General features: G+C 34.8%; 26 protein-coding genes. 11 read left to right on the top strand and 15 right to left on the bottom strand.

What is annotated here, in order from left to right:
• The first annotated feature begins 12 nt into the window (after nt 1-12).
• Nucleotides 13-426, top strand: a complete 414-nt coding sequence (locus Q0871_RS14630; protein ID WP_299325168.1) for a hypothetical protein — start codon at nt 13-15, stop codon at nt 424-426.
• A 72-nt stretch (nt 427-498) separates the two neighbouring features.
• Here the strand turns inward: Q0871_RS14630 and Q0871_RS14625 are convergent, their stop codons facing one another.
• The 3 genes from Q0871_RS14625 to Q0871_RS14615 all read right to left on the bottom strand — a co-directional run bounded on the left by Q0871_RS14625 (nt 499) and on the right by Q0871_RS14615 (nt 6,026).
• Nucleotides 499-1,791 carry an amidohydrolase family protein gene (locus Q0871_RS14625; RefSeq protein ID WP_299325167.1) on the bottom strand — a complete coding sequence of 431 codons (1,293 nt, stop codon included), beginning with the start codon at nt 1,789-1,791 and terminating at the stop codon, nt 499-501.
• A gap of 38 nt (nt 1,792-1,829) precedes the next feature.
• Complete coding sequence (locus Q0871_RS14620; protein ID WP_299325166.1) at nt 1,830-4,784, bottom strand: amidohydrolase family protein; 2,955 nt, start codon at nt 4,782-4,784, stop codon at nt 1,830-1,832.
• A gap of 174 nt (nt 4,785-4,958) precedes the next feature.
• A complete protein-coding gene (locus Q0871_RS14615; RefSeq protein WP_299325165.1) occupies nt 4,959-6,026 on the bottom strand; it encodes a DUF3810 domain-containing protein in 1,068 nt (355 codons plus the stop codon).
• A gap of 68 nt (nt 6,027-6,094) precedes the next feature.
• On the opposite strand from Q0871_RS14615, the gene Q0871_RS14610 reads away from it, so the two are divergent.
• Nucleotides 6,095-7,540 (top strand): aminoacyl-histidine dipeptidase, encoded by a 1,446-nt coding sequence (locus Q0871_RS14610; RefSeq protein WP_299325164.1) that lies wholly within the window; start codon nt 6,095-6,097, stop codon nt 7,538-7,540.
• 60 nt (nt 7,541-7,600) lie between these two features.
• On the opposite strand, the gene Q0871_RS14605 is transcribed toward Q0871_RS14610, so the two are convergent.
• The 3 genes from Q0871_RS14605 to Q0871_RS14595 are packed head-to-tail and all read right to left on the bottom strand — an operon-like array spanning nt 7,601 to nt 10,315.
• Nucleotides 7,601-8,740, bottom strand: a complete 1,140-nt coding sequence (locus Q0871_RS14605) for a peptidylprolyl isomerase (RefSeq protein WP_299325163.1) — start codon at nt 8,738-8,740, stop codon at nt 7,601-7,603.
• Between the two features lie 10 nt (nt 8,741-8,750).
• The gene (gene gldI / locus Q0871_RS14600; protein ID WP_299325162.1) at nt 8,751-9,302 is read right to left on the bottom strand and encodes a gliding motility-associated peptidyl-prolyl isomerase GldI; all 552 of its coding nucleotides are present in this window, start codon (nt 9,300-9,302) and stop codon (nt 8,751-8,753) included.
• Nucleotides 9,299-10,315, bottom strand: a complete 1,017-nt coding sequence (locus tag Q0871_RS14595; RefSeq protein ID WP_299325161.1) for a bifunctional oligoribonuclease/PAP phosphatase NrnA — start codon at nt 10,313-10,315, stop codon at nt 9,299-9,301. The genes gldI and Q0871_RS14595 overlap by 4 nt, the downstream gene beginning before the upstream one ends.
• Before the next feature lie 75 nt (nt 10,316-10,390).
• On the opposite strand from Q0871_RS14595, the gene Q0871_RS14590 reads away from it, so the two are divergent.
• Complete coding sequence (locus tag Q0871_RS14590; RefSeq protein WP_299325160.1) at nt 10,391-11,419, top strand: alkaline phosphatase D family protein; 1,029 nt, start codon at nt 10,391-10,393, stop codon at nt 11,417-11,419.
• 45 nt (nt 11,420-11,464) lie between these two features.
• The gene (locus Q0871_RS14585; RefSeq protein ID WP_036153417.1) at nt 11,465-11,884 is read left to right on the top strand and encodes a nucleoside-diphosphate kinase; all 420 of its coding nucleotides are present in this window, start codon (nt 11,465-11,467) and stop codon (nt 11,882-11,884) included.
• Between the two features lie 76 nt (nt 11,885-11,960).
• On the opposite strand, the gene Q0871_RS14580 is transcribed toward Q0871_RS14585, so the two are convergent.
• Genes Q0871_RS14580 through Q0871_RS14570 form a run of 3 tightly spaced genes read right to left on the bottom strand, consistent with a single transcriptional unit; the run spans nt 11,961 to nt 13,755 of the window.
• On the bottom strand, nt 11,961-12,257 hold the full coding sequence (locus tag Q0871_RS14580) for a DUF721 domain-containing protein (protein WP_299325159.1): 297 nt from the start codon (nt 12,255-12,257) through the stop codon (nt 11,961-11,963).
• Entirely contained in the window at nt 12,257-12,673 is a 417-nt protein-coding gene (locus tag Q0871_RS14575) for a hypothetical protein (protein ID WP_299325158.1), read from the bottom strand. Before Q0871_RS14575 ends, Q0871_RS14580 begins: the two co-directional genes overlap by 1 nt.
• A gap of 2 nt (nt 12,674-12,675) precedes the next feature.
• Entirely contained in the window at nt 12,676-13,755 is a 1,080-nt protein-coding gene (locus Q0871_RS14570; RefSeq protein WP_299325157.1) for a DNA replication/repair protein RecF, read from the bottom strand.
• A 123-nt stretch (nt 13,756-13,878) separates the two neighbouring features.
• On the opposite strand from Q0871_RS14570, the gene Q0871_RS14565 reads away from it, so the two are divergent.
• The 7 genes from Q0871_RS14565 to Q0871_RS14535 are packed head-to-tail and all read left to right on the top strand — an operon-like array spanning nt 13,879 to nt 20,063.
• Entirely contained in the window at nt 13,879-14,646 is a 768-nt protein-coding gene (locus tag Q0871_RS14565; protein ID WP_299325156.1) for a tetratricopeptide repeat protein, read from the top strand.
• Nucleotides 14,646-15,128 carry a 6,7-dimethyl-8-ribityllumazine synthase gene (gene ribH, locus Q0871_RS14560; RefSeq protein WP_299325155.1) on the top strand — a complete coding sequence of 161 codons (483 nt, stop codon included), beginning with the start codon at nt 14,646-14,648 and terminating at the stop codon, nt 15,126-15,128. The genes Q0871_RS14565 and ribH overlap by 1 nt, the downstream gene beginning before the upstream one ends.
• A gap of 59 nt (nt 15,129-15,187) precedes the next feature.
• Entirely contained in the window at nt 15,188-15,550 is a 363-nt protein-coding gene (locus tag Q0871_RS14555) for a riboflavin synthase subunit beta (RefSeq protein ID WP_363323191.1), read from the top strand.
• A complete protein-coding gene (mutL, locus tag Q0871_RS14550; protein WP_299325154.1) occupies nt 15,550-17,400 on the top strand; it encodes a DNA mismatch repair endonuclease MutL in 1,851 nt (616 codons plus the stop codon). The genes Q0871_RS14555 and mutL overlap by 1 nt, the downstream gene beginning before the upstream one ends.
• Nucleotides 17,401-18,144, top strand: coding sequence for a rhomboid family intramembrane serine protease (locus tag Q0871_RS14545; protein ID WP_299325153.1), 744 nt, complete (start codon nt 17,401-17,403; stop codon nt 18,142-18,144). It abuts the gene before it with no gap.
• Nucleotides 18,145-18,147: 3 nt separating this feature from the next.
• A complete protein-coding gene (locus Q0871_RS14540) occupies nt 18,148-19,029 on the top strand; it encodes a rhomboid family intramembrane serine protease (RefSeq protein ID WP_299325152.1) in 882 nt (293 codons plus the stop codon).
• 2 nt (nt 19,030-19,031) lie between these two features.
• Entirely contained in the window at nt 19,032-20,063 is a 1,032-nt protein-coding gene (locus tag Q0871_RS14535; RefSeq protein WP_299325151.1) for an endonuclease/exonuclease/phosphatase family protein, read from the top strand.
• Here Q0871_RS14535 and Q0871_RS14530 read toward each other — a convergent pair.
• The 6 genes from Q0871_RS14530 to Q0871_RS14505 all read right to left on the bottom strand — a co-directional run bounded on the left by Q0871_RS14530 (nt 20,044) and on the right by Q0871_RS14505 (nt 25,042).
• Nucleotides 20,044-20,364 carry a DUF6122 family protein gene (locus tag Q0871_RS14530; protein WP_299325150.1) on the bottom strand — a complete coding sequence of 107 codons (321 nt, stop codon included), beginning with the start codon at nt 20,362-20,364 and terminating at the stop codon, nt 20,044-20,046. The two genes, Q0871_RS14535 and Q0871_RS14530, sit on opposite strands and share 20 nt — an antisense overlap.
• Nucleotides 20,357-20,986 carry a WbqC family protein gene (locus Q0871_RS14525; protein ID WP_299325149.1) on the bottom strand — a complete coding sequence of 210 codons (630 nt, stop codon included), beginning with the start codon at nt 20,984-20,986 and terminating at the stop codon, nt 20,357-20,359. Before Q0871_RS14525 ends, Q0871_RS14530 begins: the two co-directional genes overlap by 8 nt.
• Nucleotides 20,983-22,683 carry a signal peptidase I gene (gene lepB / locus Q0871_RS14520; protein WP_299325148.1) on the bottom strand — a complete coding sequence of 567 codons (1,701 nt, stop codon included), beginning with the start codon at nt 22,681-22,683 and terminating at the stop codon, nt 20,983-20,985. Before lepB ends, Q0871_RS14525 begins: the two co-directional genes overlap by 4 nt.
• 94 nt (nt 22,684-22,777) lie before the next feature.
• A complete protein-coding gene (gene dapB / locus Q0871_RS14515) occupies nt 22,778-23,479 on the bottom strand; it encodes a 4-hydroxy-tetrahydrodipicolinate reductase (protein ID WP_299325147.1) in 702 nt (233 codons plus the stop codon).
• 2 nt (nt 23,480-23,481) lie between these two features.
• On the bottom strand, nt 23,482-24,141 hold the full coding sequence (locus Q0871_RS14510; protein ID WP_299325146.1) for a DUF5683 domain-containing protein: 660 nt from the start codon (nt 24,139-24,141) through the stop codon (nt 23,482-23,484).
• A complete protein-coding gene (locus Q0871_RS14505) occupies nt 24,134-25,042 on the bottom strand; it encodes a ParB/RepB/Spo0J family partition protein (protein ID WP_299325145.1) in 909 nt (302 codons plus the stop codon). The genes Q0871_RS14510 and Q0871_RS14505 overlap by 8 nt, the downstream gene beginning before the upstream one ends.
• Nucleotides 25,043-25,044: the final 2 nt, after the last annotated feature.

Raw genomic sequence — 25,044 nt, 5'->3', positions numbered from 1 at the left:
AAATTTTTATATATGAATCCTGTTCTAAAGAATATTTTGGCAGTCGTAGCCGGAATTGTTGTTGGTAGCATTGTTAATATGGGAATTATTATGGTCAGTGGTTCTATTATTCCGCCACCAGAAGGCGGGGATATTACAACTATGGAAGGGCTAAAGGCTTCTATGCACTTATTTGAACCTAAACATTTTATTTTTCCGTTTCTTGCCCATGCCTTAGGAACGTTGGTGGGTGCAGTTATAGCAACGAAAATCGCAGCTACAAGAAAAATGACTATGGCATTACTTGTTGGTTTGTTTTTCTTAATTGGTGGAACAGCAAATATTGCAATGCTCGGCGGACCAATGTGGTTTACTGCCTTAGATATTATAGTAGCTTATATGCCTATGGGATATCTAGGATATATGCTTGCTAAAAAAAATAGCTAATTTATTTTAAATCAAAAGAGGCTGTCTACAATTGTAGACAGCCTCTTTTGATATATCAACTTATTAAAATCACTATTCTCCTTCGTACTTGCCCATATAGCGTTTCCAAAGCTCAGTTTGGTGTGTTTCTAATGAAACTGTTCTACCATCAATAAAAACATGTGTTAATTGATTTCCGGCCATTTCTAAAGCATCACCTTCCGATATGAAAAGTGTGGCACTTTTGCCATTCTCTAATGTTCCGTAAAGATCATCTATGCCTAAAATCTTGGCAGTATTACCTGTTAATAATTGAACGGCTACTTCTTTGTTCAAACCTTGTTGTGCTGCTTGACCCGCATAGAAAGGTAAGTTTCTAGTTTGAAAGTTCACCGCATCTGAATTTTGAATTCCTACTAATAAACCCGCATCTACTAACAACTTAGGTAATTTATAAGGTAGATCATAATCATCATCATCAAATACAGGTAGGTTGTGTGTGTACTGAACCAAAACAGGAATGTTATTGCTCTTTAAAAACTCAGGAATTTTATAGGCATGATAACCACCAATTAATACGACTTCTTTGGCGCCATTAGACTTTAAAGTGTTGATTGCATCTATGATTTGCTTTTCATCATCTGCATGAACATATAGTTTTTGACTACCATCAAATACACCTTGCATGGCAGCATAGGCAGGATTTACTTCTTTCGGAGTTGATTGACCATAAGCTTCAGCATTTTTGAAAAATGTAACGACTTCTTCCGCTTGTTTAGCATAATCTTTGTTTGGGTGATATCCTGGGTCTTCACCAGCCCACCAGCGACCTTGCTTAAAGGTAGTTGGCCAGTTTAAATGAATTCCGTCATCTACTTTTATAGCGGCATCTTCCCAATTCCAGGCGTCAAATTGTACAATACTTGATGTACCTGAAATACGACCTCCAGATGGAGCAATTTGTCCAATCAAAACTCCGTTTGGGCGCATGCTCTCTACTACTTTAGATTCAGCGTTATAGGCAATCAAGCTTCTAACATGCGATATGAAATCTCCTATTTCATCTTCATCTTTAGATGCTCTAACCGCGTCTATTTCTACTAAACCTAGTGTTTTGGCAGGTGCAATGAAGCCTGGGTAGACGTGTTTGCCTGTAGCATCGATTACTTTTCCTTTTCTGGCAATTTTCATTTTAGAATCGCCTACGAAAGTTATTTTTCCGTCTTCGAACATAATCAAAGAACTTTCAATTACTTCACCGTTTCCCAAGTGGGCAGTAGCGCCTTCAATGGTAATGGCTTCGGTTTGTTTAGAACCGGGCGTTTGTTGTGCCATAGTTGGTATGACCAGACCTAAGGCTATGATTAAGGTTATAAATTTTTTCATTTGTATGTTTTTTATTTTTTGAACTATAGCTTGGTGAATTAAAGGCTTTCGCAAGTAAAATCTCTTTTTACACTTTGTTTTGGACCTTGCGTCTTTTTACCGCCACTTTTTTCTTTAAGCATCATAGTGACCAACTCGTTTCTTTCCTTCTTAATAGTTTCGCGGTTCTTCTTGTCGGTTTCTAAATCAAAATAAGTAACACCTTCAATCATGGTTTTTTCGGCTTTAGAATAAATTGATAACGGACTACCTGACCATAATACCAAATCGGCATCTTTGCCTTCTTTAATACTACCTACACGATCATCTAAGTGTAATAATTTCGCAGGGTTGATAGTTACCATTTTCCAAGCTTCTAATTCTGTCATGCCACCATACTTAATAGTTTTGGCAGCTTCTTGGTTTAACCTTCTGATCATTTCACGGTCATCACTATTAATAGCTGTAACAACACCTTGTTTTTGCATTATTGCAGCATTGAAAGGTATAGCATCGTTTACTTCAAACTTGTATGCCCACCAGTCACTGAAGGTGCCAGCACCAGCCCCATGTTCTGCCATTTTATCGGCTACTTTATAACCTTCTAAGATATGAGTGAACGTATTAATTCTGAATCCGAAATGCTCGGCAACTTTCATCATCATATTTATCTCGCTCTGAACATAAGAGTGACAAGAAATAAAACGTTCTCCGTTTATAATTTCTGCCAAAACTTCCATTTCTTCATCATATCTATATGACTCACCATTTTTCTTTTTGGTGTCATATTCTTTAGCTCTTTGGAAATAGTTCATGTACATCTGTTCAACACCCATACGTGTTTGTGGAAAACGAGAGACGCTTCCCCAGTTACTTTGTTTTACATTTTCACCAAGGGCGAATTTGATAAACTTTGGCGAGTTATCATAAATTAGTCCGTCTGCTTCTTCGCCCCATTTTAATTTCAATATGGCAGATCGACCACCGATTGGGTTTGCGGAACCGTGCAGTAATTGTAATGAAGTTACCCCACCTGCAAGAGATCTATAAATACCCATGTGTTCTGGGTCAACAACGTCTTCCATTTTTACCTCTGCGGAGCTATTTTGACCAGCTTCGTTAACTGCTAAAGCTGCAATATGACTATGTTCGTCAATAATACCGGCTGTTAAGTGTTTACCAGTAGCATCGATTACTGTTGCGCCACCAGCGCTTAAGTCATTTCCTATTTTAACAATTTTTCCATTCTTAATTAGAACATCGGTATTTTCTAAAACACCAGCATCTTCACTTGTCCATACCGTAGCATTTTTGAACAATGTGTTTTGTGCTTTTGGTTTTGATGCGAATCCATATCCTACATTAGGGAAAGTTACTGGCATTACTTTTATCGCTTCTGCGGTTTTGCTTTTCTCTGCTTCTTTTTCTGTGAAAGATTTAGATTTAGTTGCCGTGAATTGAGATTCAGTACCATCTGGTAAAACCAAACGACCTGATAAATTGTCTGATGCTGTGGTTATAGCACCAATCATTCTATATGTTTTTTCACCTTTATCTGTAGCAAATGAAATAGTTACCCAATTGTCTTTATAGGCAATTTTAGAAGACAATTTTGAAGTGTCTTGTTTTACCTCAATTTTAGGTTTAGAGATTTCTCCAGTTATAGAAACATCATAAGATTTTCTTTGAACGGTTAAGTTGTAATCTCCACGAATATCTTTTGAGTCCATTGAATTAACAACACTTTTTGTACCCTGAACCCAGTTTTCGTAAAGTGTGGTAGATTTATCAAAAACATCACCTGATGTGATTAAGAAGTTGGCAAGAGTTCCTGTTTTTAAAGAACCAATTTTATTTGATTTTCCCAAAATCTGAGCAGGTACTGTAGTCAATGCTTCTAAAGCCTTTGTAGATGAAAGACCGTATTCAATGGCTTTCATTAGCTTTTCTTTGAAGTTTGCAGCTGATTTTAGGTCATGTGTAGTAAGAGAGAATTGAATTCCGTTATCAGCCAAAACTTTAGGATTTGATGGAGCCTGGTTCCAATAACGCATATCTTGTAAAGAAACATAACCAACAGCATACGGATTAGAAACATCATACACATCTGGAAAATTTAGCGGTAGAATGTATTTGGCATTCGTAGCCTTTATTTCTTCAATACGTTCAAACTCATTACCACCACCTAGTATGGTGTACTGTATTCCGTTAGCATCTCCAATTTTATCGGCACGTAAATCATGAGACTTATCTTTAGCTTCGAAAATTTGAACTAAGTTCTTATTATTGTTCAATGCTTCTAATGATAAATCTGTAGTAGAGGCATTGCCTTTACCGTACCAGTCGGCATCACTATACATTTGTCTCAACAGCGCCAATGTTCCCATTAATGAACCTGGGTAAGATTGCCCTTTGGCAATACTTCTGCTTAAAGAAAAATATTGCGCAGAACGGTCATCTAAAATTCTATTCGCATTAGTTCCGTTTCCGTTTAAAGCAATAAGAACACCAGTACCTCTGGCAATACCATCTTGAATGTGAGAGTTAACGACACCGAAACCAGCTTCACGAAGTATTTTGGCTTCCTTGTCATCATAAGTGAATTTTTCAATTGCTTTGTTTTCTGGCATTATATGATCGTTCCAGTAATACCCTTCTCTTGATGGTTCATATTGGGTAGATCTGCCTCTACCTGGTTTTTTCTTTGCCTGTTCTACGCCAAATTTGGAATACACGTCAATGAAGGAAGGATAAATAGATTTGCCTTCTACATCAATTACAACAGCATTTTTTGGAATGCTAACAGAGTTTGAAGCACTTACGACTTTGCCGTGTTGAATTAATAATGTTCCCTTTTCAATTACTTGTGTAGGGGTTACGAAGATTTTTGCATTTGTAAAAGCCGTGTAGTTGTTATTGTTGACTTTTACCCCAGCATTTTCTGGGAAATAATCTTGTGCAGTTAAAAATGAGCCATACCCGAGTAGGCATAGCGCAAAGAATAGTTTTTTCATTACGTTTGGTTTGAATTAGTGTTTTAAAAATACTCGGATTCTACAGTAAATTCGGTCTGTTTCACTTTTCTTTAACAGTTGAATAGGCAGTAATTGAGAATAGCCATTATTTTCTTAAAATATTAATGGAAAGACTAATATATTGCTTTAGGATCGCGAAGTTCTAATCCTATTTTAAAGTTGATGATCTTTGTGATAAGCGACTAAAAAGAGTACTACAGCACTATAACTTTTAATCCCTTCTTTTTGGTTATTAGCTTTTAAGAACGTATCAAAAATAGATTTAAATACGGGTTCCATAGGATTTTCATAAGAGTTCCAGAAAATTGCCATTTCTTGAAAATTACTTTTAACCCCAGCGTTTAGTTGAAGCATTAATCTGTCGAAATCTTCTTTATCCGATCGTCTAATATCATTTAAGCAATACCCTAAACCATAGGCATAAGCTGCATATTTAAAATATTCATCTTCGTTATTAGAAGTAACCAGATAACCTATAAAGTTTGTTTCGTTTTCTGCAGAATACCCCAACTGGTGACCAATTTCATGACCGGCAACAAAAGGGAATCTAAAGTTGGGCAGTAGGTCATTTACCTGAGCTTCGTTCGTAAATGGGTTTAAATATCCGGCGTAGCCCATATATGTTAAGCCTGTACTAAATAAGGATGTTTTTATACTTGGTCTATCGTAAGCTAAAAATGGATGTATCGTTTTTAAATGGTCGTAACCTTGAATTGTTTTATTGAAAATCTCCTTTTGAGAATATGGAATTTTGACTGCTAAACTTGAGTCATTTGTGATAGTTACTTGTGTTTCGTTCGTTTTTTGAATTAACCGTTCTGTAAATTCAAGTAGGTCTTGATAATCTTTATTTGGTACTAATTCTAATTTTTTAGCTAATGGTTCTCTATAATAATTCATGCCCCACATGACATGAAATGTGAAATAAGCGACGGATAGTACCATGGCTACATTCTGTAAAAATTTTAGTTTATTTCGCCAAATGTATTTTCTGTTTTTAATTAGGTAAAGGATTGCAAGTACTATTAACACGAAGTAAATGATATCACCTACTGAAAAGGGTATCCATCCAAATAGGAGTCTAAAGAATTTAGAAATTATAGGATATAATCCGTTACTAAAGTATTTGTCAACTAAGTTTGACCGCGTACCTAGCCATTTTACAATAATGATTTGGGGAATCAATGAAATTACAATGGCATTCTTTAAAGATATCTTCATTATCTCAAAAATAGCGAAATCCTTTTTCTATCAGTATTTTTGCAGGCACTAACCATGAAAATAATAGTATGGATATAAATAAATTAGAGCCAATCTCAGTTTGGAACAATTTTTCTAGATTGAATGCGGTGCCCAGACCTTCTAAAAAAGAGGAAAGGGTCATTAGCTTTATGTTGGAGTTTGGCAATGCTCTTGGTCTAGAAACTTTCTCTGATGAAATAGGTAATGTTATTATAAGAAAGCCTGCCACAAAAGGCATGGAAGATAAAAAGATGATAACGCTGCAGAGTCATTTAGATATGGTACATCAAAAAAATGCAGATACTGTATTTGATTTTGATACCCAAGGTATAGAAATGTATGTCGACGAAGATTGGGTAAAGGCAAACGGAACAACATTAGGGGCTGATAATGGTATGGGAGTAGCTGCAATTATGGCGCTTTTAGAAAGTACAGATATACAGCATCCTGCTCTTGAAGCTTTATTTACAATTGATGAAGAAACTGGAATGACTGGAGCTTTTGAATTGAAAGCAGGAGTTTTGCAAGGTGAAATTCTTTTGAATCTAGATACGGAGGAAGATGACGAAATTGATATAGGTTGTGCAGGTGGTATTGATGTTACTGCAACTAGAACCTACAATGAAAAAGATGATACCCATGGTGATGCTGGTATAGAGATAACGGTTAAAGGTTTAAAAGGTGGTCATAGTGGTATGGATATTCATAAAGGTTTGGGTAATGCCAATAAGATTATGAATAGATTACTTTATTTAGGACTTGATTTTAATGTTCGTATTAGTTCTTTGAACGGTGGCAGTTTAAGAAATGCGATACCTAGGGAAAGTGTTTGTAAAATAAATGTAGGTGAAAAACACGTTGATAAATTCTTAAAGAAAGTAAATAAGCTTTCTGAAGCTATTAAAGCAGAGTTGAGTGTTCAAGAGCCTAATTTACAAATTGAATTACCTGAAATTAAGCCTGCTAAAAAAGTAATGGGTTTAGGTGCTCAAGAAAAATTGGTTAAGGCTGTTTATGCTGCTCATAACGGAGTTTATGCCATGAGTGGTGCTATCGATGATTTGGTAGAAACTTCAAATAACATAGCAATTGTAAAAGTTGAAAAGGGAGAAATAACTATTGGCTGTTTGACACGGTCATCAGTAGATACTGCAAAATTAGATTTAGCAAATTCTTTACGTTCTGCTTTTGAGATCAGTGGTTTTAATGTAGAGCTTAGTGGCTCTTACCCAGGTTGGAATCCGAATCCGAATTCTGAGATTTTAACGATTGCAAAGAATGCTTATGTAAATCTGTTTAAAGAAGAGCCAAGGGTTGTTGCTTGTCATGCAGGTTTGGAATGTGGTATATTAGGACAGAATTATCCTGATGTGGATATGGTAAGTTTCGGACCAACAATTTTAGGGGCACACTCACCAGATGAGCGTGTAAGTATTTCATCTGTTCAGAAATTCTGGAGTTTGCTTCTAGAAGTTTTGAAGAATACTAATTAGAATTATAGGTATAAAAAAAGCCCTTTAGTGAAAACTAAAGGGCTTTTTTATTTGTTATTTTTATTGGGTTATTCCCGTAATTTCTAAATCAAATACTAAATCTGCATCTGGTGGAATTGGACCGCCACCTTGTGGTCCATATCCTAAATGAGAAGGGATGAACAAACGAACTTTATCGCCAACTTTCATTGTTAAAAGTCCTTCTCTAAATCCTGCAATTAAACGAGATTCAGGAGAATAGTCCATTGGTACTGGCATATAACCACCACCTTGCTGTCTTTTAATATCGAACATACCATATTTTTGAGCAATTTCTTCGTAGTTACTATCGAACAATGTACCGTCCATTAAATAACCAGCGTACATCACATTAACTTTCTGACCAACCTTTGGTTTTTCACCACTACCGCTTTCTAAGGTTAAAACTTTAAGACCAGAAGGTAAAGTCTGAGCTTTTGCTTTTTGAGCTTCGGTAGTAGAAGCAAACTCAGCTTTTATTTTTTGAACTTCAGCTAATTTTTCAGCTTTTTCTTTTTCAATGGCAGCAAGTCTATCTTCTTCACCATCAAAATAATCTGTCATAATTTGAACAGCATCGAACTTACGTGCTTCTTTTCCGTTTCTAATGATTTCTACAGTATTCATTAAAACTGGTTCTACCGGCTTATTGCCAGCACCTACTGCAATATTTGCAATAGAATCAACAACATCCATACCTTCTACAACCTCACCGAAAACGGTGTGCTTGTTATTTAACCAAGGTGTCTCTTTATGTGTGATGAAAAACTGGCTACCGTTAGTTGTTGGACCAGAATTGGCCATTGAAAGAATACCCTTTTTGTCATGAACTAATGAATCATTGAATTCATCCATGAACTTATAACCTGGGTTTCCTGTTCCTTGACCTAATGGATCACCACCTTGAATCATGAAATCTTTCATAATTCTGTGAAATGTTAGTCCGTCATAATATTTTTTGCCTTTGTATTCTTCGCTAACAAAAGTATTTGTTCCTTCTGCTAAAGAAATAAAGTTAGCAACTGTAACAGGAGTTTTATCTTGTTCTAGACGAACTATAATATCGCCTTTAGATGTTTTGATGTCGGCAAACAAACCGTCTCCTAAATCAGCTCTTTTGCCGGTTTTGCAGCTGGCTAAAACTAAGGTTATAACTGCAAGCAAGTACATTTTTTTAATCATAATGGTCATTTTAATTTACTGTGTTGTCTTGTTGTTTTTCTATTTGTAAAATTGTAATTGTAGATTTTATAGGCACATTGCTTCCTATTTTATTTTCATCGCCATGGTAACCAAAGGCAATTGATGATGGAAAAAGAAATGTAGCGCGCTCATTTTCCTTTAACATTTTAACAGCATCCCTAAGACCTAAGAATAACTCTTGCTTATCAACTTTGTAGGTAACAACACCAATTTCTTCTTTTGAGTAGATTGTGTCGTTGTCCAGAGTTAATATATCATAGCTGAATGCTACTAAATCGCCTGTTTTAGGTTTATAGTCACCTTCTTCATTAACTGTTAAATAATGATACCATGATCCAGAATTACTGTGCGAGTAGTGTTTTAAAGAATCTAACTTGATAATTTCTTGAATTTTATTTTCTTCGGCTTCAAGTAGTTTTCGGCTTCGCTCTATAGACGCCTTAAAGAAACTACCGCTTTTTGTTTGGATCGGTTTTCTGGGTTCAGGTCCATCACAGGCTATTACCAATATGACTAAAAATAGAAATGAAACTAATCTCATGATTGTAATTGATTCTTATATAAAGGTAGAAGCGAAGTAAATTTTGAAATGGTTTCTTCTAAATTATCATCACTTTTTCCGCCTGCAGCATTTGTATGTCCGCCGCCGCTAAAATGTTTTCTTGCGAAATCATTTACCGAAAACTCTCCGACTGATCTAAAAGATATTTTATAAATACCTTCTTCTTTATTTTCTATGAATATGACTGCAAATTTAATACCATCTAAAGTTAAGCCGTAGTTTACAAAACCTTCGGTGTCTCCTTTTTGATAGTTATAGGTGTCTAATTCGTCTTGACTCATTGTAATATATGCCGTAGAATATTCTTCTAATATGACCATATTCTTTAATGCGCAACCTAATAAATGTAATCTACTAGGAGAATTAGTGTCATAAATGCGGTGATGAATTTCTGTTCCTTCAGCACCTTTATCCATAAGTTCGGCAATAACTCTATGCGTATTACTTGTAGTAGCTGCAAATTTAAAAGAACCGGTGTCTGTCATAATACCGGTATATATGCAATTAGCCATTTCTGGAGTAATACTGTTCTCATCACCTAATTGATTGATCAGTACATATACCATTTCGCAAGTAGAACTCATTTTTACATCTGAGTACATGATTTTAGCATAATCTGATGGCTCTTGGTGATGGTCTACCATTACAAAGGTTGCCTTTGCAGATTCTAGTATATCGCTCATTTGACCAACACGCCCAAGGTGGTTAAAGTCTAAAGTGAATATAATATCTGCCTTATTAATGCATGATTTGGATTGTAAATTTTCTTTTTCAAAATTCAAAATTTTATCTGAGCCTGGCATCCATTTTAAAAACTTCGGATAGTCGTTTGGTGCAACAATACTAGCTGTATGACCGGTATTAACTAAATAATGCCAAAGTGCCAATGTTGATCCAATGGCATCTCCATCAGGATTCTTATGTGGGATAATGGCTATTTTCTTTGGTGAAGAAAGTAGCTTTTTAAGCTCGTTTAGGTGCTCTAAATTCATGGCGGCAAAGATACAATTTAATAATATAGGCTTTAAAGCGAAAGCCTTAATTTTACCCAGACTTAACTATCTCATATGAAAATTACATACTTTTTTATTTGCGCGCTTCTTTTAGCGTCATGTTCGTCGAGCAAAAAACAAGTTGATAATAAAGCTACAAACAGCGATTTTGTTTTAGCTTTTGGTTCTTGCAATAGAATTGATTTACCCAATCTTTTGTGGGATGATATTTTAAATACCAAGCCAGATGTATGGGTGTGGGGCGGCGATAATATTTATGCGGATACTGATGATATGGTTGCTTTAAGAGCCATGTATAATAAGCAGAATGAGCAATCTAAATATAAAAAGCTAGTAGAAACCACTGATATTTTAGGTACTTGGGATGATCATGATTATGGTCTAAATGATGGCGGAGTAGAATTTGAAGCCAAAGATGCCAGTCAGCAAGAGTTTTTGAATTTTATGAATGTTCCAGATGATAGTCCGCTAAGAAAACGTAAAGGGGTTTATAATTCTAAGAAATATGAAGTAAATGGTCATTCTATTAATTTTATCATACTTGATACACGTTATTTTAGAACAAAATTGACGCCTGATACTGAAACCTCTAAAAGAGTTAAACCAAATGCATATGGCGACGGTACTATGTTAGGTGACGTGCAGTGGGCATGGTTAGAAAATGAACTGAATACATCAAAATCTGATTTTAATATTATTGTAAGTAGTGTTCAATACCTGTCTGATGAACACGGATTTGAAGCTTGGGGTAATTTCCCGCATGAGGTTGATAAATTGGCGAAGGTAATTGCAGATTCTAATGCGGCGGGAGTAATTGTATTATCTGGTGATCGACATATTTCTGAATTTTCAAAGAGAGAAATTAATGGTATGAACTATCCGTTAATAGATTTTACGAGTAGCGGACTAACACATGCTTATAGAGGATTTACCGGTGAGCCTAATAAATATAGAGTAGGGGAAGTTGTTTTTACAGAAAGTTTCGGAATTTTAGAGTTTGATTTTGACGCCAAAAAGGTTGATTTTAAAATAGTTGGAGATAACGGAATAGTGTTAGAGAAATTAGAACAAGTCTACGAATAGTTGTGAGATATGTGGAAAAACGTATTTTTGCGCAAAAATTAAGATATGAGTACGAATAGAACGTTTACAATGATTAAACCAGATGCTGTTAAAAACGGACATATTGGGGCTATTTTAGAAAAAATTACTGCTGCTGGTTTTAAAATCGTAGCAATGAAATATACACAATTGAGCTTAAGAGATGCACAAGAATTTTATGGTGTACATAGAGAGCGTCCTTTCTTTGGTGAATTAGTTGAATTCATGACAAGCGGTACAATTGTAGCAGCTATCTTAGAAAAAGAAAATGCTGTTGAAGATTTTAGAGCATTGATCGGTGCTACTAACCCTGCAGATGCAGCTGAAGGTACTATTCGTAAAATGTTTGCTACTAGTATTGGTGAGAATGCAGTACATGGTTCTGATAGTGATGAGAATGCAGCTATTGAAGGTTCATTCCATTTTTCTGGTAGAGAAATTTACTAAGACAAATTATAGAATTTAAAAAAGCCAGTTCGAAAGAACTGGCTTTTTTTATATAGTATTTTCCAACAACTAACGGCTATCTAAGTACTAATTTTTTTACGACTTCTTTTCCAATTTCTTCATTGAGCATGCGAATTATTTTCGATTTGCCCATGCTTAATTCATCGCGTAATACAGAAGAGCTTAATGCTACGTAAAGCGTACCGAATTTTAATTCAATTTCTGTAGTGTAATTATTAACACCGTTACCCATAAGTTTAGCCCATGCAGTTCTTGCATCTACTTTATCTATTCCTTTTTCTAATTTATTTTTCTGAATAAATGCAGAAAGTGCATCTTTCATTGAAGTATTATCGTTGCCTCTGCTTGCCATTATGGGGTTATGTTTATAGGTTCAAATCTGTTATATTCATAGGTAAGTCCTTCTTTGTTTTTTACCGAGAAACTATCCTCTGTTAGTTTGGTCAAGACTTCTTCCCAAGTATTAGAATTATTGGTGTAACTCATAAAAATAGAATCGTTAGATATGCTAATATGAAAAGGTTCTGCATCATTAGACGTTTCAAATGTACCATTGAATTTTGGGACTACTTTTTTTCGAAATCCTGTTAAAGAATCTAGTTTTATATAGTCTACCGTACTATTTATGGAATACTCTTTTTTTGCTCCGTATTTAAAGGTAACTTCTTTTATTTCCCAATAGCCATTTAATAGGTGTAATTGATTTTTATCAACTTTAGAACTACATGAAGCAAGAATTAGGAAGCAAATAATAAGTAATTTTTTCATCACTACAATTTAAAGATTTTATATGATTGATGAATTTTTTTAACAACACTTTCAGTTCTATCTGCATGTGTGTCACTAATAAAAATTTGTCCGAAATTCTCATCATTTACCAGAGTTATAATATGAGATACACGATGCTCATCCAACTTATCAAAAATATCATCTAAAATTAATATTGGCGTAGTGCCACTTTGCGATTTCATAAAATGAAATTGAGCGAATTTTAAGGCTATCAAAAAAGATTTTTGCTGCCCCTGACTACCAAATTTCTTTATAGGGTAATTGCTAATTTCAAAGCTAAGGTCATCTTTATGAACACCAACGCTGGTATATTGTAGCGCGCGGTCTTTATCTAAATTTTTATTTAAAAGCGTACTCAGGTCATAATCTTTCAATTTGCTATCGTAAGAAAGGGAAACATCTTCTGTGTTGCCTGTGATAGATTTATATTGTTCTTGAAAAATAGGAATAAAAGCTTCTAAGAATGATGTTCTCTTTTTAAATATTTCGGTGCCATAGGTGTTCATCTGTTCGTTATAGACCGCTAAAGTGTCTTTATTAAATGTTCTGTTGGCTGCGAAATACTTTAAAAGTGCATTTCTCTGAGAAACTACCTTATTATAGTTGATAAGGTTTTGTAAATAGCTTTTGTCTGATTGAGAGATAACACCATCAATGAATTTTCTACGGGTATCACTACCTTCTATAATAAGGTCTCTATCTGCTGGGGAAATTATTACCAAGGGTAGAAGACCTATATGGTCGGCAAAGCGGTCATATGCTTTTCCGTTACGTTTAATAATCTTCTTGTTATTCTTTTTAAGACTACAAACAATTTTTTCTTCTCTACCTTCTTTTTCAAAAGTACCGTCAATCACAAAAAAATCTGATCCGTGACGAATGTTTTGAGATGATACCGGGTTAAAATAACTCTTGCCAAATGACAAATGATAGATAGCGTCAAGAATGTTTGTTTTTCCAATTCCGTTATCACCTACAATACAATTTATTTTAGCATCGAAAGTCAGTTCTTTTGACTCAAAATTTTTGTAATTAATCAATGATAATTGTCTCAGAAGCATTAATAAAATCGGATTTTAAATTTGGAAGAATGTATACTCACTTAAAATATCCAAAAATAACGAATAAATACACTTTGCGATTTCAATAAAACCATTATTTTTGCGCGACCAATAAATTTAAAGATGGCAACATATAAGAAAAGAGGATATAAACCTGAAACGAAAGCTGAACAGCAAGAGTTTGACGAACAGGAAAGCACAACGGCTGAGGTTTTTAGTTCTTTAGATGAAGGCGCTTCTAGATCAGAAGAGTGGGTTTCTAAAAATCAGAATATCATATTAGGTGTCATTGGTGTTATTGCTATCAGTGTTTTAGGCTATTTAGCTTATGACCAATTCGTAGAGAAACCGAAAGAGGCTAGTGCAGCGAATGAGATGTACTACCCACAACAATATTTCGACCAAGCATTGGTTGCTACAACTGCAAAAGATTCATTGTTTACGTTGGCATTAGAAGGCGCTGAAGGTAAATATGGTTTTTTAGATATTATTGAAGAATACAATGGTACCAAAGCTGCTAACCTTGCAAATTATAGCGCAGGTATGGCATATTTGAATATGAACAAATACCAAGAAGCCATTACCTATTTAGAGGATTTTAGCTCTGATGATGCTGTTTTAGGTGCTTTGGCAAAAGGTGGTTTGGGTGATGCTTTTATGCAATTAGACCAAGCTTCAGATGCTTTAGGTTATTATGAAGCTGCTGTAAAGCATAGTGGTAACGAATATACTGCTCCTAAATTTTTATATAAAGCAGGTGTTACTGCTTTAGAAATGGGAGATAAGGATAAAGCTTTAGGCTTTTTTCAGAAAATAAAAGACGAGTTTCCAAAATCAGAAAACGCCAATTCTATAGATGCTTTTATAGGTATGGCTAAAAGTGGTGAGTAATGGCTACAGTAAATAGAAATTTATCGATTTACGATAAGGCAACAATCCCAAACGCGAACGGACTTCGGTTTGGGATTGTTGTTTCTGAATGGAATTCAGAAATAACAGAGGGTTTGTATTCAGGAGCAATTGAAGCATTAATTGATTGTGGAGCGGACGAATCTGATATTATAAGATGGAACGTTCCTGGTAGTTTTGAACTTACTTTTGGTTCAAAAAAAATGATTAATAGCCATAAGGTTGATGCCGTAATTGCTATTGGTAGTGTAATACAAGGCGAGACCAAACATTTTGATTTTGTTTGTGATGCTACGGCTCAAGGTATTAAAGACTTGAATATCACTACAAATGTGCCTGTTATATTTTGTGTTCTTACAGATAATAACATGCAACAAGCCATAGATCGCAGTGGTGGTAAGCATGGTAATAAAGGTACTGAAGCCGCTATTGCTGCTATTAAAATGGCAATTTTAGGTAGTTAGTAGTCTTTTTTATAGCTCTATTTTCTTATAAGTTTAGTGTATTAGGTTAGTATCGTAAGATGTTAACAAATTTTGGCATTGGTAACATGCCCTATTTTTCTATTTTAAGTAACTTTGAGGTTATGGGGATGTTGAGCAAAATAACGCGGTTACGAAAAAATAGGTCATTTGAATACAATCCTAGGTATTATGATGGCAAAGGAAAAGGGAATCCGTTTAAAATGGAACCTAAATTCGACCAATTTCGTAGTACGTTAAATACATCTCGAGGATTAAAAAGAAAGATTAATAGTGCTATAGAAGATACCAAAAGACAAGGAGATCGCAATTTAAAAATTAGAATGGTAATTATTATTGCGGTATTGCTTCTTATTTTTCTTTACATAATCGATTTTGACCTCACAATTTTCTTTACTTCATAATGGCAGATATTATTAGATTATTACCTGACCATGTAGCAAACCAAATAGCTGCTGGTGAAGTGGTGCAACGCCCATCTTCTGTGGTAAAAGAATTAATGGAGAATGCCATTGATGCGGGTGCTACCGAAATTCAACTTATCATAAAAGATGGTGGTAAAACACTAATTCAAGTAGTTGACAACGGTAAGGGCATGAGCGGTACAGATGCTCGTTTAAGCTTTGAGCGGCATGCCACATCTAAAATTCAAAAGGCAGAAGATTTGTTCAATTTAAATACCAAAGGTTTTAGGGGAGAGGCACTAGCATCTATTGCTGCAATTGCACATGTAGAAATGCTTACCAAAACTGAAGATGACGAGATTGGTACTAAAATTAAAATTGAAGGCAGTAAAATAGTAACCCAAGAAGTTGTTGTTGCCCCCAAGGGAACTTCAATGTTAGTAAAGAATCTGTTTTTTAATATTCCTGCTAGACGTAATTTTTTAAAATCTGATCAAGTCGAATATCGACATATAGCAGATGAGTTTCATAGGATCTCATTAGCGCATCCGCAAGTAGCATTTAACTTTTATAATAACGGTAGCGATGTATTTCAGTTACCAGATACCGATTTTAGAAAACGTATTGTACATATTTTTGGTAGAAAGACCGATGAGAAGCTTGTACCCGTTGAAGAGGAAACTCATGTAGTAAAAATTTCAGGGTATATTCAAAAACCTGAGTTCGCTAAAAAGAGTAGGGGAGAGCAATTTTTCTTTGCCAATAATAGGTTTATTAAGAGTCCGTATTTGCATCATGCCATATTGGGTGCTTTTGAAGGATTAATTCGTCCGGGTACACATCCGGGTTATTTTTTGAATTTAGAGGTTGATCCAGGTACTATTGATATAAACATACACCCAACGAAAACGGAAGTGAAGTTTGACGACGAGCATACATTGTATGCAATGCTCAAATCTACGGTAAAGCATAGTCTAGGTCAATTTAATGTTGTGCCTGCGCTAGACTTTGAGCAAGATCAAAATTTAGATACTCCGTATTCCTATAAAAATAAACAGGTGGGTATACCTCAAGTGGTGGTAGATTCTTCTTTTAACCCTTTTGAAACTGTGCAACCGTCTAAAGGAAATTCTGGAGGTGGTAGCTATTCAAAACCAAAAGTTGACGGTTGGGAGAATTTATATGTGGGTTTAGAGAATACAGTTGATAATGGAGCAAGCCATTTAGAATTTGAGTCAGAGGTTGTAATTAGTAGTATTTTTGATGATGAAAGAGAAGTACTTGATTATACGACCACTACTTTTCAAATGCGTAAAAAGTATATTATTACGACCATAAAATCTGGTATGGTAGTAATTAATCAAAGTAGGGCGCACCAACGCGTGCTATACGAGAATTTCTTAAAGAACATTACTATAAAAGAAGCTGTAAGTCAACAATTGCTTTTTCCATTGACTTTATCTTTTTCTACTAGTGAAATAAATATCTTAAAAGAGATAAAAGAGAATTTATGTACTGTCGGTTTTGTATTCGGAGAAATAACTGAAGATGGAGTAGAGATTTCTGGTGTGCCTGTTTTAGTAGTAGAAAGCGAAGTGCAAATGATAATGGAGCAATTGATTTCAGATTTCCAACAAGAAGTACCTGGCGATAGTTTTTCTCAAAGTGATATGTTGGCGAAAACATTAGCAAAAACTCTCTCGGTTAAAACAGGGGAAACTTTAGACGAGTTGTCTCAAGTGAAATTGGTTAATGATCTATTCGCTTGTAAGGAAACCACTTTGAGTCCGTTTAACAAAAAAGTTTACATTACAGTTACAGAGAATGATATTGAACGAAAATTTATATAAATGGGAAGAATTACAGATACTATAAAACATTTACTGATTATCAATGTTCTGTTTTTTATCGCTACACAAATGTATGGCGAGCAAATGTACGAGTGGTTCTCGTTATATTTCCCAAAGAATGAACACTTTGAACTATGGCAGATTATAACACATATGTTCATGCATGGTGGCTTTATGCATATACTTTTTAATATGTATGCATTATGGGCTTTCGGTACACCTTTAGAGCGTATGTGGGGCAGAAATAAGTTTTTGTTTTTCTATATCTCAGCGGGTTTAGGTGCAGCTTTAATTCATATAGGTGTTAACTATTACTACTATAATGCCGGCATGAGTGCTCTGATAGATTCAGGAATTTCTGAAAGTAGTATTCTAGAGATTATTAATAGTGGGCAGTATAATACGGAGTGGTATAGCATTGCAGGGAAAGCAACTATCGATAACTTTTTAGGTGCTTTTAATACTCCAGTAGTTGGTGCATCTGGGGCTATTTATGGTATTTTGGTAGCATTTGGAATGTCTTATCCTAATAGCGAGTTGTTTCTTATTTTTCTACCTGTTCCTATAAAAGCAAAATTCTTTATTCCTGTTTTAATTGGCTTGGATTTGTTCTCTGGCGTTACGGGTTACAGTTTGTTTGGTCAAGGTATTGCCCATTTTGCACACGTTGGTGGAGCTTTATTTGGTTTCTTAATGATGTGGTATTGGAAAAAAAATCAGTTTAATGATAAAAGGTGGAACTAAGCTATGGCTCAACCAGATTTAAAATATCAATTTAGTAGATTAAATATTGCAGAGAAGCTCATTGCAGTCAATGTAGTGGTTTTTATTGTAAATGCTTTAATACCATTCTTACTTGGTTTACAAAAAGATACCATTGTTCAATGGTTTGAGCTGCCAAATGATATTGTCGATATCGCTTTTCAACCTTGGTCTATAGTTACCTATTCATTTTTTCATGGTGGTATTGGACACTTGTTTTGGAACATGTTGATGATTTATTTTGTGGGTAGAATATTTTTAAATCTCTTTGATGCAAAACGATTTTTAAATGTTTATTTACTCGGAGTTATTTTAGGCGGACTATTCTTTGTTTTAGGATATAATATCTTTCCTGCATTTTTTGACACGAATGCTTCTTTAATAGGAGCCTCAGCGGGTGCTAGTGCCGTTTTAATATTTATTTGCACCTATCTGCCTAATCAAGAAGTTAGAATCATATTTTTCAACGTAAAGCTTTGGATGGTTGGTGCTGTACTGGTTTTAAGTGATTTAATTCAACTACCTATAAGTAACTCTGGCGGACATTTAGCGCATTTAGGAGGTGCCTTTTTAGGGTACTTATATGCTAGTCAATTAACGAAAGGCAATGATATTGGTTCTGGCTTTTCTAGGTTTATGGATAGTATTGCCAATTTGTTCAAAGGTTCAGAGAAGAAGGCTCCAATGAAAACAGTTTATAAGAATAAAAGCGCAACCCGTAGTAACAGCAATTCTGCGGTAGATTACGATAAGAAAACACATCAAAAAAAGATTGATGCTATTCTAGATAAAATAAGCAAGTCTGGTTATGAAAGCCTTTCAAAGGCAGAAAAAGACTTTTTGTTTAAAGCTGGTAAAGAAAATTAAGCATGAAAAGAATGTCTTTCTTTAAAAAGTTCATGTTGTTTTTAAATGTGATTGCGTCGATTTGTTTGGTTTTGGCTTGCATAGTACCGTATACATCTATAGCTAGTTTGGCATTTATTAGTTTAACGGTGCCTGCATTGGTTATAATAAACATGTTGTTTTTTCTATACTGGTTATTTGGCAAGAAAATTTATATGATGCTATCTCTTTCCATTTTAGTTTTTGGATACTTCACACTTGGTTCTTTTATTGCTTTTAATGGTAAGTCAAAAACTATTGCTGATTCTGATACTATTTCTCTGTTAACTTATAACGCATTGGGTTTTCATAGTAAGTATCATGGGGATTGGGAAAACATCACTAGTCCAGAAGTCGTAGAATTCGTTGAAGGTGAGAATCCTGATATTATTTATTTTCAAGAGTTTGAACCTCATTATGTAAAGGGTGATATGCTCAAGAGCTACCCATTTAAAGCGAATAAGTTTCAGATAAAAGATGGGGAGTCAAGTAAAAATCTAGCCATATTTTCAAAGTTTCAGATTATTAATAATGGAGAATTAGATTTTCCTAATACTTTTAATGGTGGGGTATTTGCTGATATTGTATTTAAAAAGGATACTATTCGTTTTTATAATTTGCACCTGGAATCTTTAAGTATAAGACCTAATTACTTTAAAAGAGAACGTTCAGATAAACTGTTTGTTAGGCTAAGAGATTCTTTTGATAAACAAGAAAGACAATCTGATATTGTAAGAGAGCATATTAAAACAAGTGCCTATCCTGTTATTGTGGGAGGCGATTTTAATAATACACAATTTTCTAAAGTGTATTTTAATGTTAAAGGAGATTTAAAGGATAGCTTCTTAGAATCGGGACACGGATATGGGAAAACCATTAAGTTTTGGAAATTCCCATTTAGAATAGATATGATTTTGGGAGATCCAAGTTTTACTTTCTTATCTCATAAAAATTACAAAATCGATATTTCTGATCATGAACCTATAATGGCAACTTTTAAATTGTCTGGCGAATAAAGTAACAGTCTACGGTATCGGCTAAAATATGTATAAGCAAAGCCAAGCCGATAATTCGTGTCTTCTTATATGCAAATAACAGCGTGTATACGCCGATTGCCCAATAGGTATGTAAAGGGTGAAAGTTTATACTGCATCGATATGGATCAAACATTGGTGTAGCCAAAAGGTGATCAACATCAATTACAATTGCAGATAATAATATAACCGCAGACCAGAGCTTGTTTTCTTTATAGAAATAAATAGCAATTATAATGGGTACAATAAAATGTATTCCATAATGTGCTATGAATCTAATCATTATTAGTGGCTATGAAATCGTGTTTTAGATACTGTATACTATTGGGACCTAGGTTGAACAAGAGATCCAATATGCTTAAATTAGGAGTAAACCCATGTCTATCACCAAATACTTGCGTATAGGGTTCTATATTCAATTGAGGGGTAAACTTAGCACTTATTAAAAATCTCAGATCTATTTTACCTTCAGGGGTGGTCTCATATGCAAGAGTTTTTTCTGTAGGCATTTCTAGTTGAAGACATTCAAATATCGTCTCTATAGTCTTTAAATTAAAGTCAAGAAGGCTTTCATAAGTTTGATGGTAAAGTGGTCTAATATCATCTTCGTAAAACTCAAAGAATGGAGATGTTCTATAGGCTGTTTCTAAGGTGCGCCAATGTTGCCGTTGCCACGGATAAGAATTGTCTATTAAAACATCCTTATATTTTTGTCTGCCATTTGCTCTACCAGCATGAATTATTGGTATGCTCAATATATGCTTGCCTCGGTCATTAGAAATATATGTTCTATTTCTAAACGTCTGTTTTTGGTAATTATCATTTACCTCCCAGCAAATTGGGTGGTGCATAATATAGCTGAACGTTACTATATTCGGAAAATAAGAGGGATGAATTAATTTCACTTTTTATCCTTTTTACGTTTCCAGAACCAATTTCCAACGAAATAAGCTACTAGTAATATTAAGAAATATTTGAAATAAGATTGTGGTTCTCCATCCCCATTCACTGTAGTGAATATACGATCCCATCTTGGTCTCCAGTTGCTAATACCTTCTGTGAAATTATCAAAACTCATCCAGATGAAAATTGGTGTTCCAACAATATGATTATCTGGAACATAACCCCAAGCTCTACTGTCTTCAGAGTGATCTCTGTTGTCACCCATCATCCAAAAATAATCTTGTTTGAAAGTATATGTAGTGGCTGGCGATCCATTAATGCTAATTTGATTTCCAGATACAGAAATTTCATTCTTTTCGTACTCCTTAATAATCTTTTTGTAAAGTGGAAGTACTTTTAAATTCAATTCTACCGTTGCCCCTTTTTGAGGAATGTAAATAGGTCCTAATTGACTATAGTTCCAAGGATAATCAGGACTTTGAGGAAATAAGTTGATGCCTCTTCTTCCTTTTGCTGTAACTTTTTGAACTACAGAATCTATATTTGAGTCATTTCTTAACGAACTTACCATGTCTGCAGTTAAAGGTACTGTACGTTTACGATCGGTAACTTCTTTTAATGCTAATCTATATTTAGATATCACATTCGCAGGAATACCAGATGCCTTTGTGTAAAGTTCTAGTTGTCCGTTTTCGGTTTGATTAAAGCCCATTATATAAGACCTCAATCCATTTACTTGATCTTGGTTCAGCGGATTTGATTGGTATTTTCTAGTAAAATCTGTAATACCTAAATTATCAAGAGTTCTAGACGATACGCCTTTAGAGCTATAGATGTCGTAATCGAATTGTGGTTTGGCGCTTTTTGGTAATTCTAATTGTTTTCCATTAATAAATACATAACCATCGCGGACCTCTAACGAATCGCCAGGTACACCAACACAACGCTTAACATAATTTGATTTTTTATCTATGGGCTTGTCAACGCCTTTTTCTTTCTTGAAAAATACACGAACGGTATCTGCTGGCCAGCTAAATACTACAATGTCATTTCGCTCTACTTTTGAGAAACCAGGTAATCTAAAATAGGGTAGTTGTGGTTTCTTTAAATAAGAAGGAATTCCTAAGCCTGGTAACGTATCATGCACCATTGGTGCTGCAACGGTTGTCATCGGCGTTCTGGCGCCATAGTGAAACTTACTTACGAAAAGAAAATCTCCTACTCTTAATGTACGCTCTAATGATCCTGTTGGTATCACATAAGGTTGAATAAAATAGGTGTGAACTAATGTTGCTGCTACCACTGCGAATAAAATGGAACTTACCCATTCTCCAGCCGCAGTTGTTGGGTGTAGAGATCGGTCTTCAACGTATTTAACATCTAGTGTGTAGTTTACGTAGTAAATGTACAGACCAAGTGTTAATACAACGATCCATGTTTCTAATTTACTGTTTCTGCCAAAGCTTCTTATGGTTTCTACCCATATAACCGGGAACATCAATAGATTGATTATAGGGATAAATAATAATATTACCCACCATTTTGGTCTATTGATAATTTGCATTAAAACTATAGCGTTGTAAACAGGTATTGCTGCTTCCCAAGCTTTTCTTCCTGCTTTTACGTAAAGTTTCCAAGTACCTAAAAAATGTATTACTTGTACAATGAGAATAAAAATAATCCATTGAGTGCCGTTCATATTCTTTAATTTTTATTGAAATAGGATGAATTCTTTTGATGCTAATATGTCATCAATAATTCATAAGTCTTTGAGATTGTTTTTTGTTACGTTTTTAACCTAGGTTTAACACATCTCGCATAGAGAAAACACCTGTTTTACCAATAATCCATTCTGCTGCGGTTACTGCACCTAGGGCAAAACCTTCTCTGTTGTGAGCAGTATGTTTAATCTCAATACTGTCAACAATACTATCGTAGGCAACGGTATGTGTACCGGGTACCGAACCTATTCTTTTAGATGTGATTTTCAAAGTTTCTTTAGATGCACTGTCTAACTTCCATTGCTTGTAATTAGAGTTTGCGATAACACCTTCAGCTAAAGTAATTGCTGTTCCGCTGGGGGCGTCTAGTTTTTGAGTGTGATGTATTTCTTCTAATTCAACGCTATACTCAGGAAGATTTTGCATCATTTTTGCCAAGTAATTATTTAACTCGAAAAAAATATTCACTCCTAAACTAAAATTAGAGGCGTAAATAAATGCACCTTTCTTTTCTTGGCATAAGGTAGTTGCATCTTCATATTTATCTAACCAACCAGTTGTGCCAGATATAATAGGGATATTGTTACTTAAGCATTTTGTTATATTCCCGAAAGCTGCTTCGGGCATACTAAAATCAATAGCAACATCCATTGAGTTGAAGTCAATATCTTGCGTATTATTATCAATTTTGGCTACAATTTCATGACCACGATTTAATGCAATTTGCTCAATCATTTGACCCATTTTTCCGTATCCGAAAAGTGCGATTCTCATTCTTAAAATTTTATAATTAATGCCATTCCGTAATTCGGACTATTGGTTACTTGATTAAAATCAAGATATGGCTCAAAGTCTATACTTAGGTCATCGTCAATATTAAACTGTTTTAAATGTGCGTCAACATTGGCGTCAACTATATTAAGAGCATATAATCCTATAGCTGCAACCAGCCAAAGATCACGATCACTTTGAAAACGTTCTTGTTGAGATTCAAGGTCATCTGTATCTAAATCGGGATCATCACCAACGGCATTATCACCATTTATATCATAATACTCGTCATCCGTAAACCCGGCTTGTCTTCTTATAAAAGCGGTTCTAAATCTTTGATATTGATTATTGTTCCATGCATACATGTAAGCACTACCACCAATAGCACCCCAGACAATAGGGGCTTTCCAATACCGCTTATTGTAAATTTGTCCCATTCCTGGTAGAACTGCGGAGTAAAATGCGGCTTTACTTGGTGCTAATGGATTAAATTCTTTTTTAGTTTTCTTGAGCGATACAGAATCTTTTATAACAATGCCATTTTTTGCAAGGTTAGATTGTACGCTATCTATTTCAGTTTTAGGAATAGAATCCTGCTCTTCTTGAGAAAAGGAAAAATTAATGAATAACAATAATGTACTTAATAATGAAAGATAGCTACGCACCTGTTATCAATTTTTTGATACGGTCAAATTCCTCTTGAGACTTAAATGGTATGGTTATTTTTCCTCTTTCGTTATCAGTAGATTTTATATCCACTTTTACCGATAAGGCATCTGTAAGCTCTTTAATACCCTTTCGTACAAAAACAGAAGCTTCTTTTTTTACTGTTTTTACTACATCGTCAGTAGGCACATCATCCGAATGATAAGCTTTAACGGCACTTTCGGTTTCTCTAACAGACAGGTTGTCAAAAATAATTTTTTCGTAAAGTGATATCTGATCCTGCTTTTTGTCAATATTGACTAACGCTCTACCGTGACCCATAGTTAAAAAGCCATCTCGCATACCTGTTTGTATGATTGGGTCTAATTTTAAAAGGCGCAAATAGTTGGCAATAGTAGAACGTTTTTTACCCACGCGCTCGCTTAATCTTTCTTGAGTAAGATTAATTTCGTCTATAAGGCGTTGGTAAGAAAGTGCTATTTCTATTGGGTCTAAATCTTGACGTTGTATATTTTCAACCAACGCCATCTCTAAAGACTCTTGGTCGTTAGCGATTCGTATATAAGCTGGTATGGTGTCTAAGCCTAAAAGTTTAGAAGCACGATACCTGCGTTCTCCAGATACAAGTTGGTACTCGTTGAAACCTAATTTTCTAACCGTAATTGGCTGAATTACCCCTAATTCTTTAATAGAAGCTGCTAATTCTTTTATAGATTCATCATTGAAATTAGAACGTGGTTGAAATGGGTTTACTTCAATATGTTCTAAATCTAGCTCGATAATATTACCTACAACTTTATCTGCATTCTTATCTGATGCTGTATTTATATCATTCTCCGGATCTTTTAAAAGAGCCGAAAGTCCTCTACCTAAAGCTTGTTTTTTTGTCGCTTTTGCCATAC

The sequence above is a fragment of the uncultured Maribacter sp. genome (assembly GCF_947500985.1).
GTDB lineage: Bacteria > Bacteroidota > Bacteroidia > Flavobacteriales > Flavobacteriaceae > Maribacter.
This window is presented reverse-complemented; position numbering and strand designations above follow the sequence as displayed.

Bases quoted from the DNA above. Each gene is read 5' to 3' on its own strand.
- Q0871_RS14505 (WP_299325145.1), bottom strand. From the start codon at position 25,042: ATGGCAAAAGCGACAAAAAAACAAGCTTTAGGTAGAGGACTTTCGGCT.
- dapB (WP_299325147.1), bottom strand. From the start codon at position 23,479: ATGAGAATCGCACTTTTCGGATACGGAAAAATGGGTCAAATGATTGAG.
- Q0871_RS14605 (WP_299325163.1), bottom strand. From the start codon at position 8,740: ATGATTAAAAAAATGTACTTGCTTGCAGTTATAACCTTAGTTTTAGCC.
- Q0871_RS14585 (WP_036153417.1), top strand. From the start codon at position 11,465: ATGAGTACGAATAGAACGTTTACAATGATTAAACCAGATGCTGTTAAA.
- Q0871_RS14530 (WP_299325150.1), bottom strand. From the start codon at position 20,364: ATGATTAGATTCATAGCACATTATGGAATACATTTTATTGTACCCATT.
- Q0871_RS14575 (WP_299325158.1), bottom strand. From the start codon at position 12,673: ATGAAAAAATTACTTATTATTTGCTTCCTAATTCTTGCTTCATGTAGT.
- Q0871_RS14630 (WP_299325168.1), top strand. From the start codon at position 13: ATGAATCCTGTTCTAAAGAATATTTTGGCAGTCGTAGCCGGAATTGTT.
- Q0871_RS14610 (WP_299325164.1), top strand. From the start codon at position 6,095: ATGGATATAAATAAATTAGAGCCAATCTCAGTTTGGAACAATTTTTCT.
- Q0871_RS14615 (WP_299325165.1), bottom strand. From the start codon at position 6,026: ATGAAGATATCTTTAAAGAATGCCATTGTAATTTCATTGATTCCCCAA.
- Q0871_RS14555 (WP_363323191.1), top strand. From the start codon at position 15,188: ATGTTAACAAATTTTGGCATTGGTAACATGCCCTATTTTTCTATTTTA.
- mutL (WP_299325154.1), top strand. From the start codon at position 15,550: ATGGCAGATATTATTAGATTATTACCTGACCATGTAGCAAACCAAATA.
- ribH (WP_299325155.1), top strand. From the start codon at position 14,646: ATGGCTACAGTAAATAGAAATTTATCGATTTACGATAAGGCAACAATC.
- Q0871_RS14535 (WP_299325151.1), top strand. From the start codon at position 19,032: ATGAAAAGAATGTCTTTCTTTAAAAAGTTCATGTTGTTTTTAAATGTG.
- lepB (WP_299325148.1), bottom strand. From the start codon at position 22,683: ATGAACGGCACTCAATGGATTATTTTTATTCTCATTGTACAAGTAATA.
- gldI (WP_299325162.1), bottom strand. From the start codon at position 9,302: ATGAGATTAGTTTCATTTCTATTTTTAGTCATATTGGTAATAGCCTGT.
- Q0871_RS14570 (WP_299325157.1), bottom strand. From the start codon at position 13,755: ATGCTTCTGAGACAATTATCATTGATTAATTACAAAAATTTTGAGTCA.
- Q0871_RS14565 (WP_299325156.1), top strand. From the start codon at position 13,879: ATGGCAACATATAAGAAAAGAGGATATAAACCTGAAACGAAAGCTGAA.
- Q0871_RS14545 (WP_299325153.1), top strand. From the start codon at position 17,401: ATGGGAAGAATTACAGATACTATAAAACATTTACTGATTATCAATGTT.
- Q0871_RS14595 (WP_299325161.1), bottom strand. From the start codon at position 10,315: ATGAATTTAGAGCACCTAAACGAGCTTAAAAAGCTACTTTCTTCACCA.
- Q0871_RS14590 (WP_299325160.1), top strand. From the start codon at position 10,391: ATGAAAATTACATACTTTTTTATTTGCGCGCTTCTTTTAGCGTCATGT.
- Q0871_RS14580 (WP_299325159.1), bottom strand. From the start codon at position 12,257: ATGGCAAGCAGAGGCAACGATAATACTTCAATGAAAGATGCACTTTCT.
- Q0871_RS14620 (WP_299325166.1), bottom strand. From the start codon at position 4,784: ATGAAAAAACTATTCTTTGCGCTATGCCTACTCGGGTATGGCTCATTT.
- Q0871_RS14625 (WP_299325167.1), bottom strand. From the start codon at position 1,791: ATGAAAAAATTTATAACCTTAATCATAGCCTTAGGTCTGGTCATACCA.
- Q0871_RS14540 (WP_299325152.1), top strand. From the start codon at position 18,148: ATGGCTCAACCAGATTTAAAATATCAATTTAGTAGATTAAATATTGCA.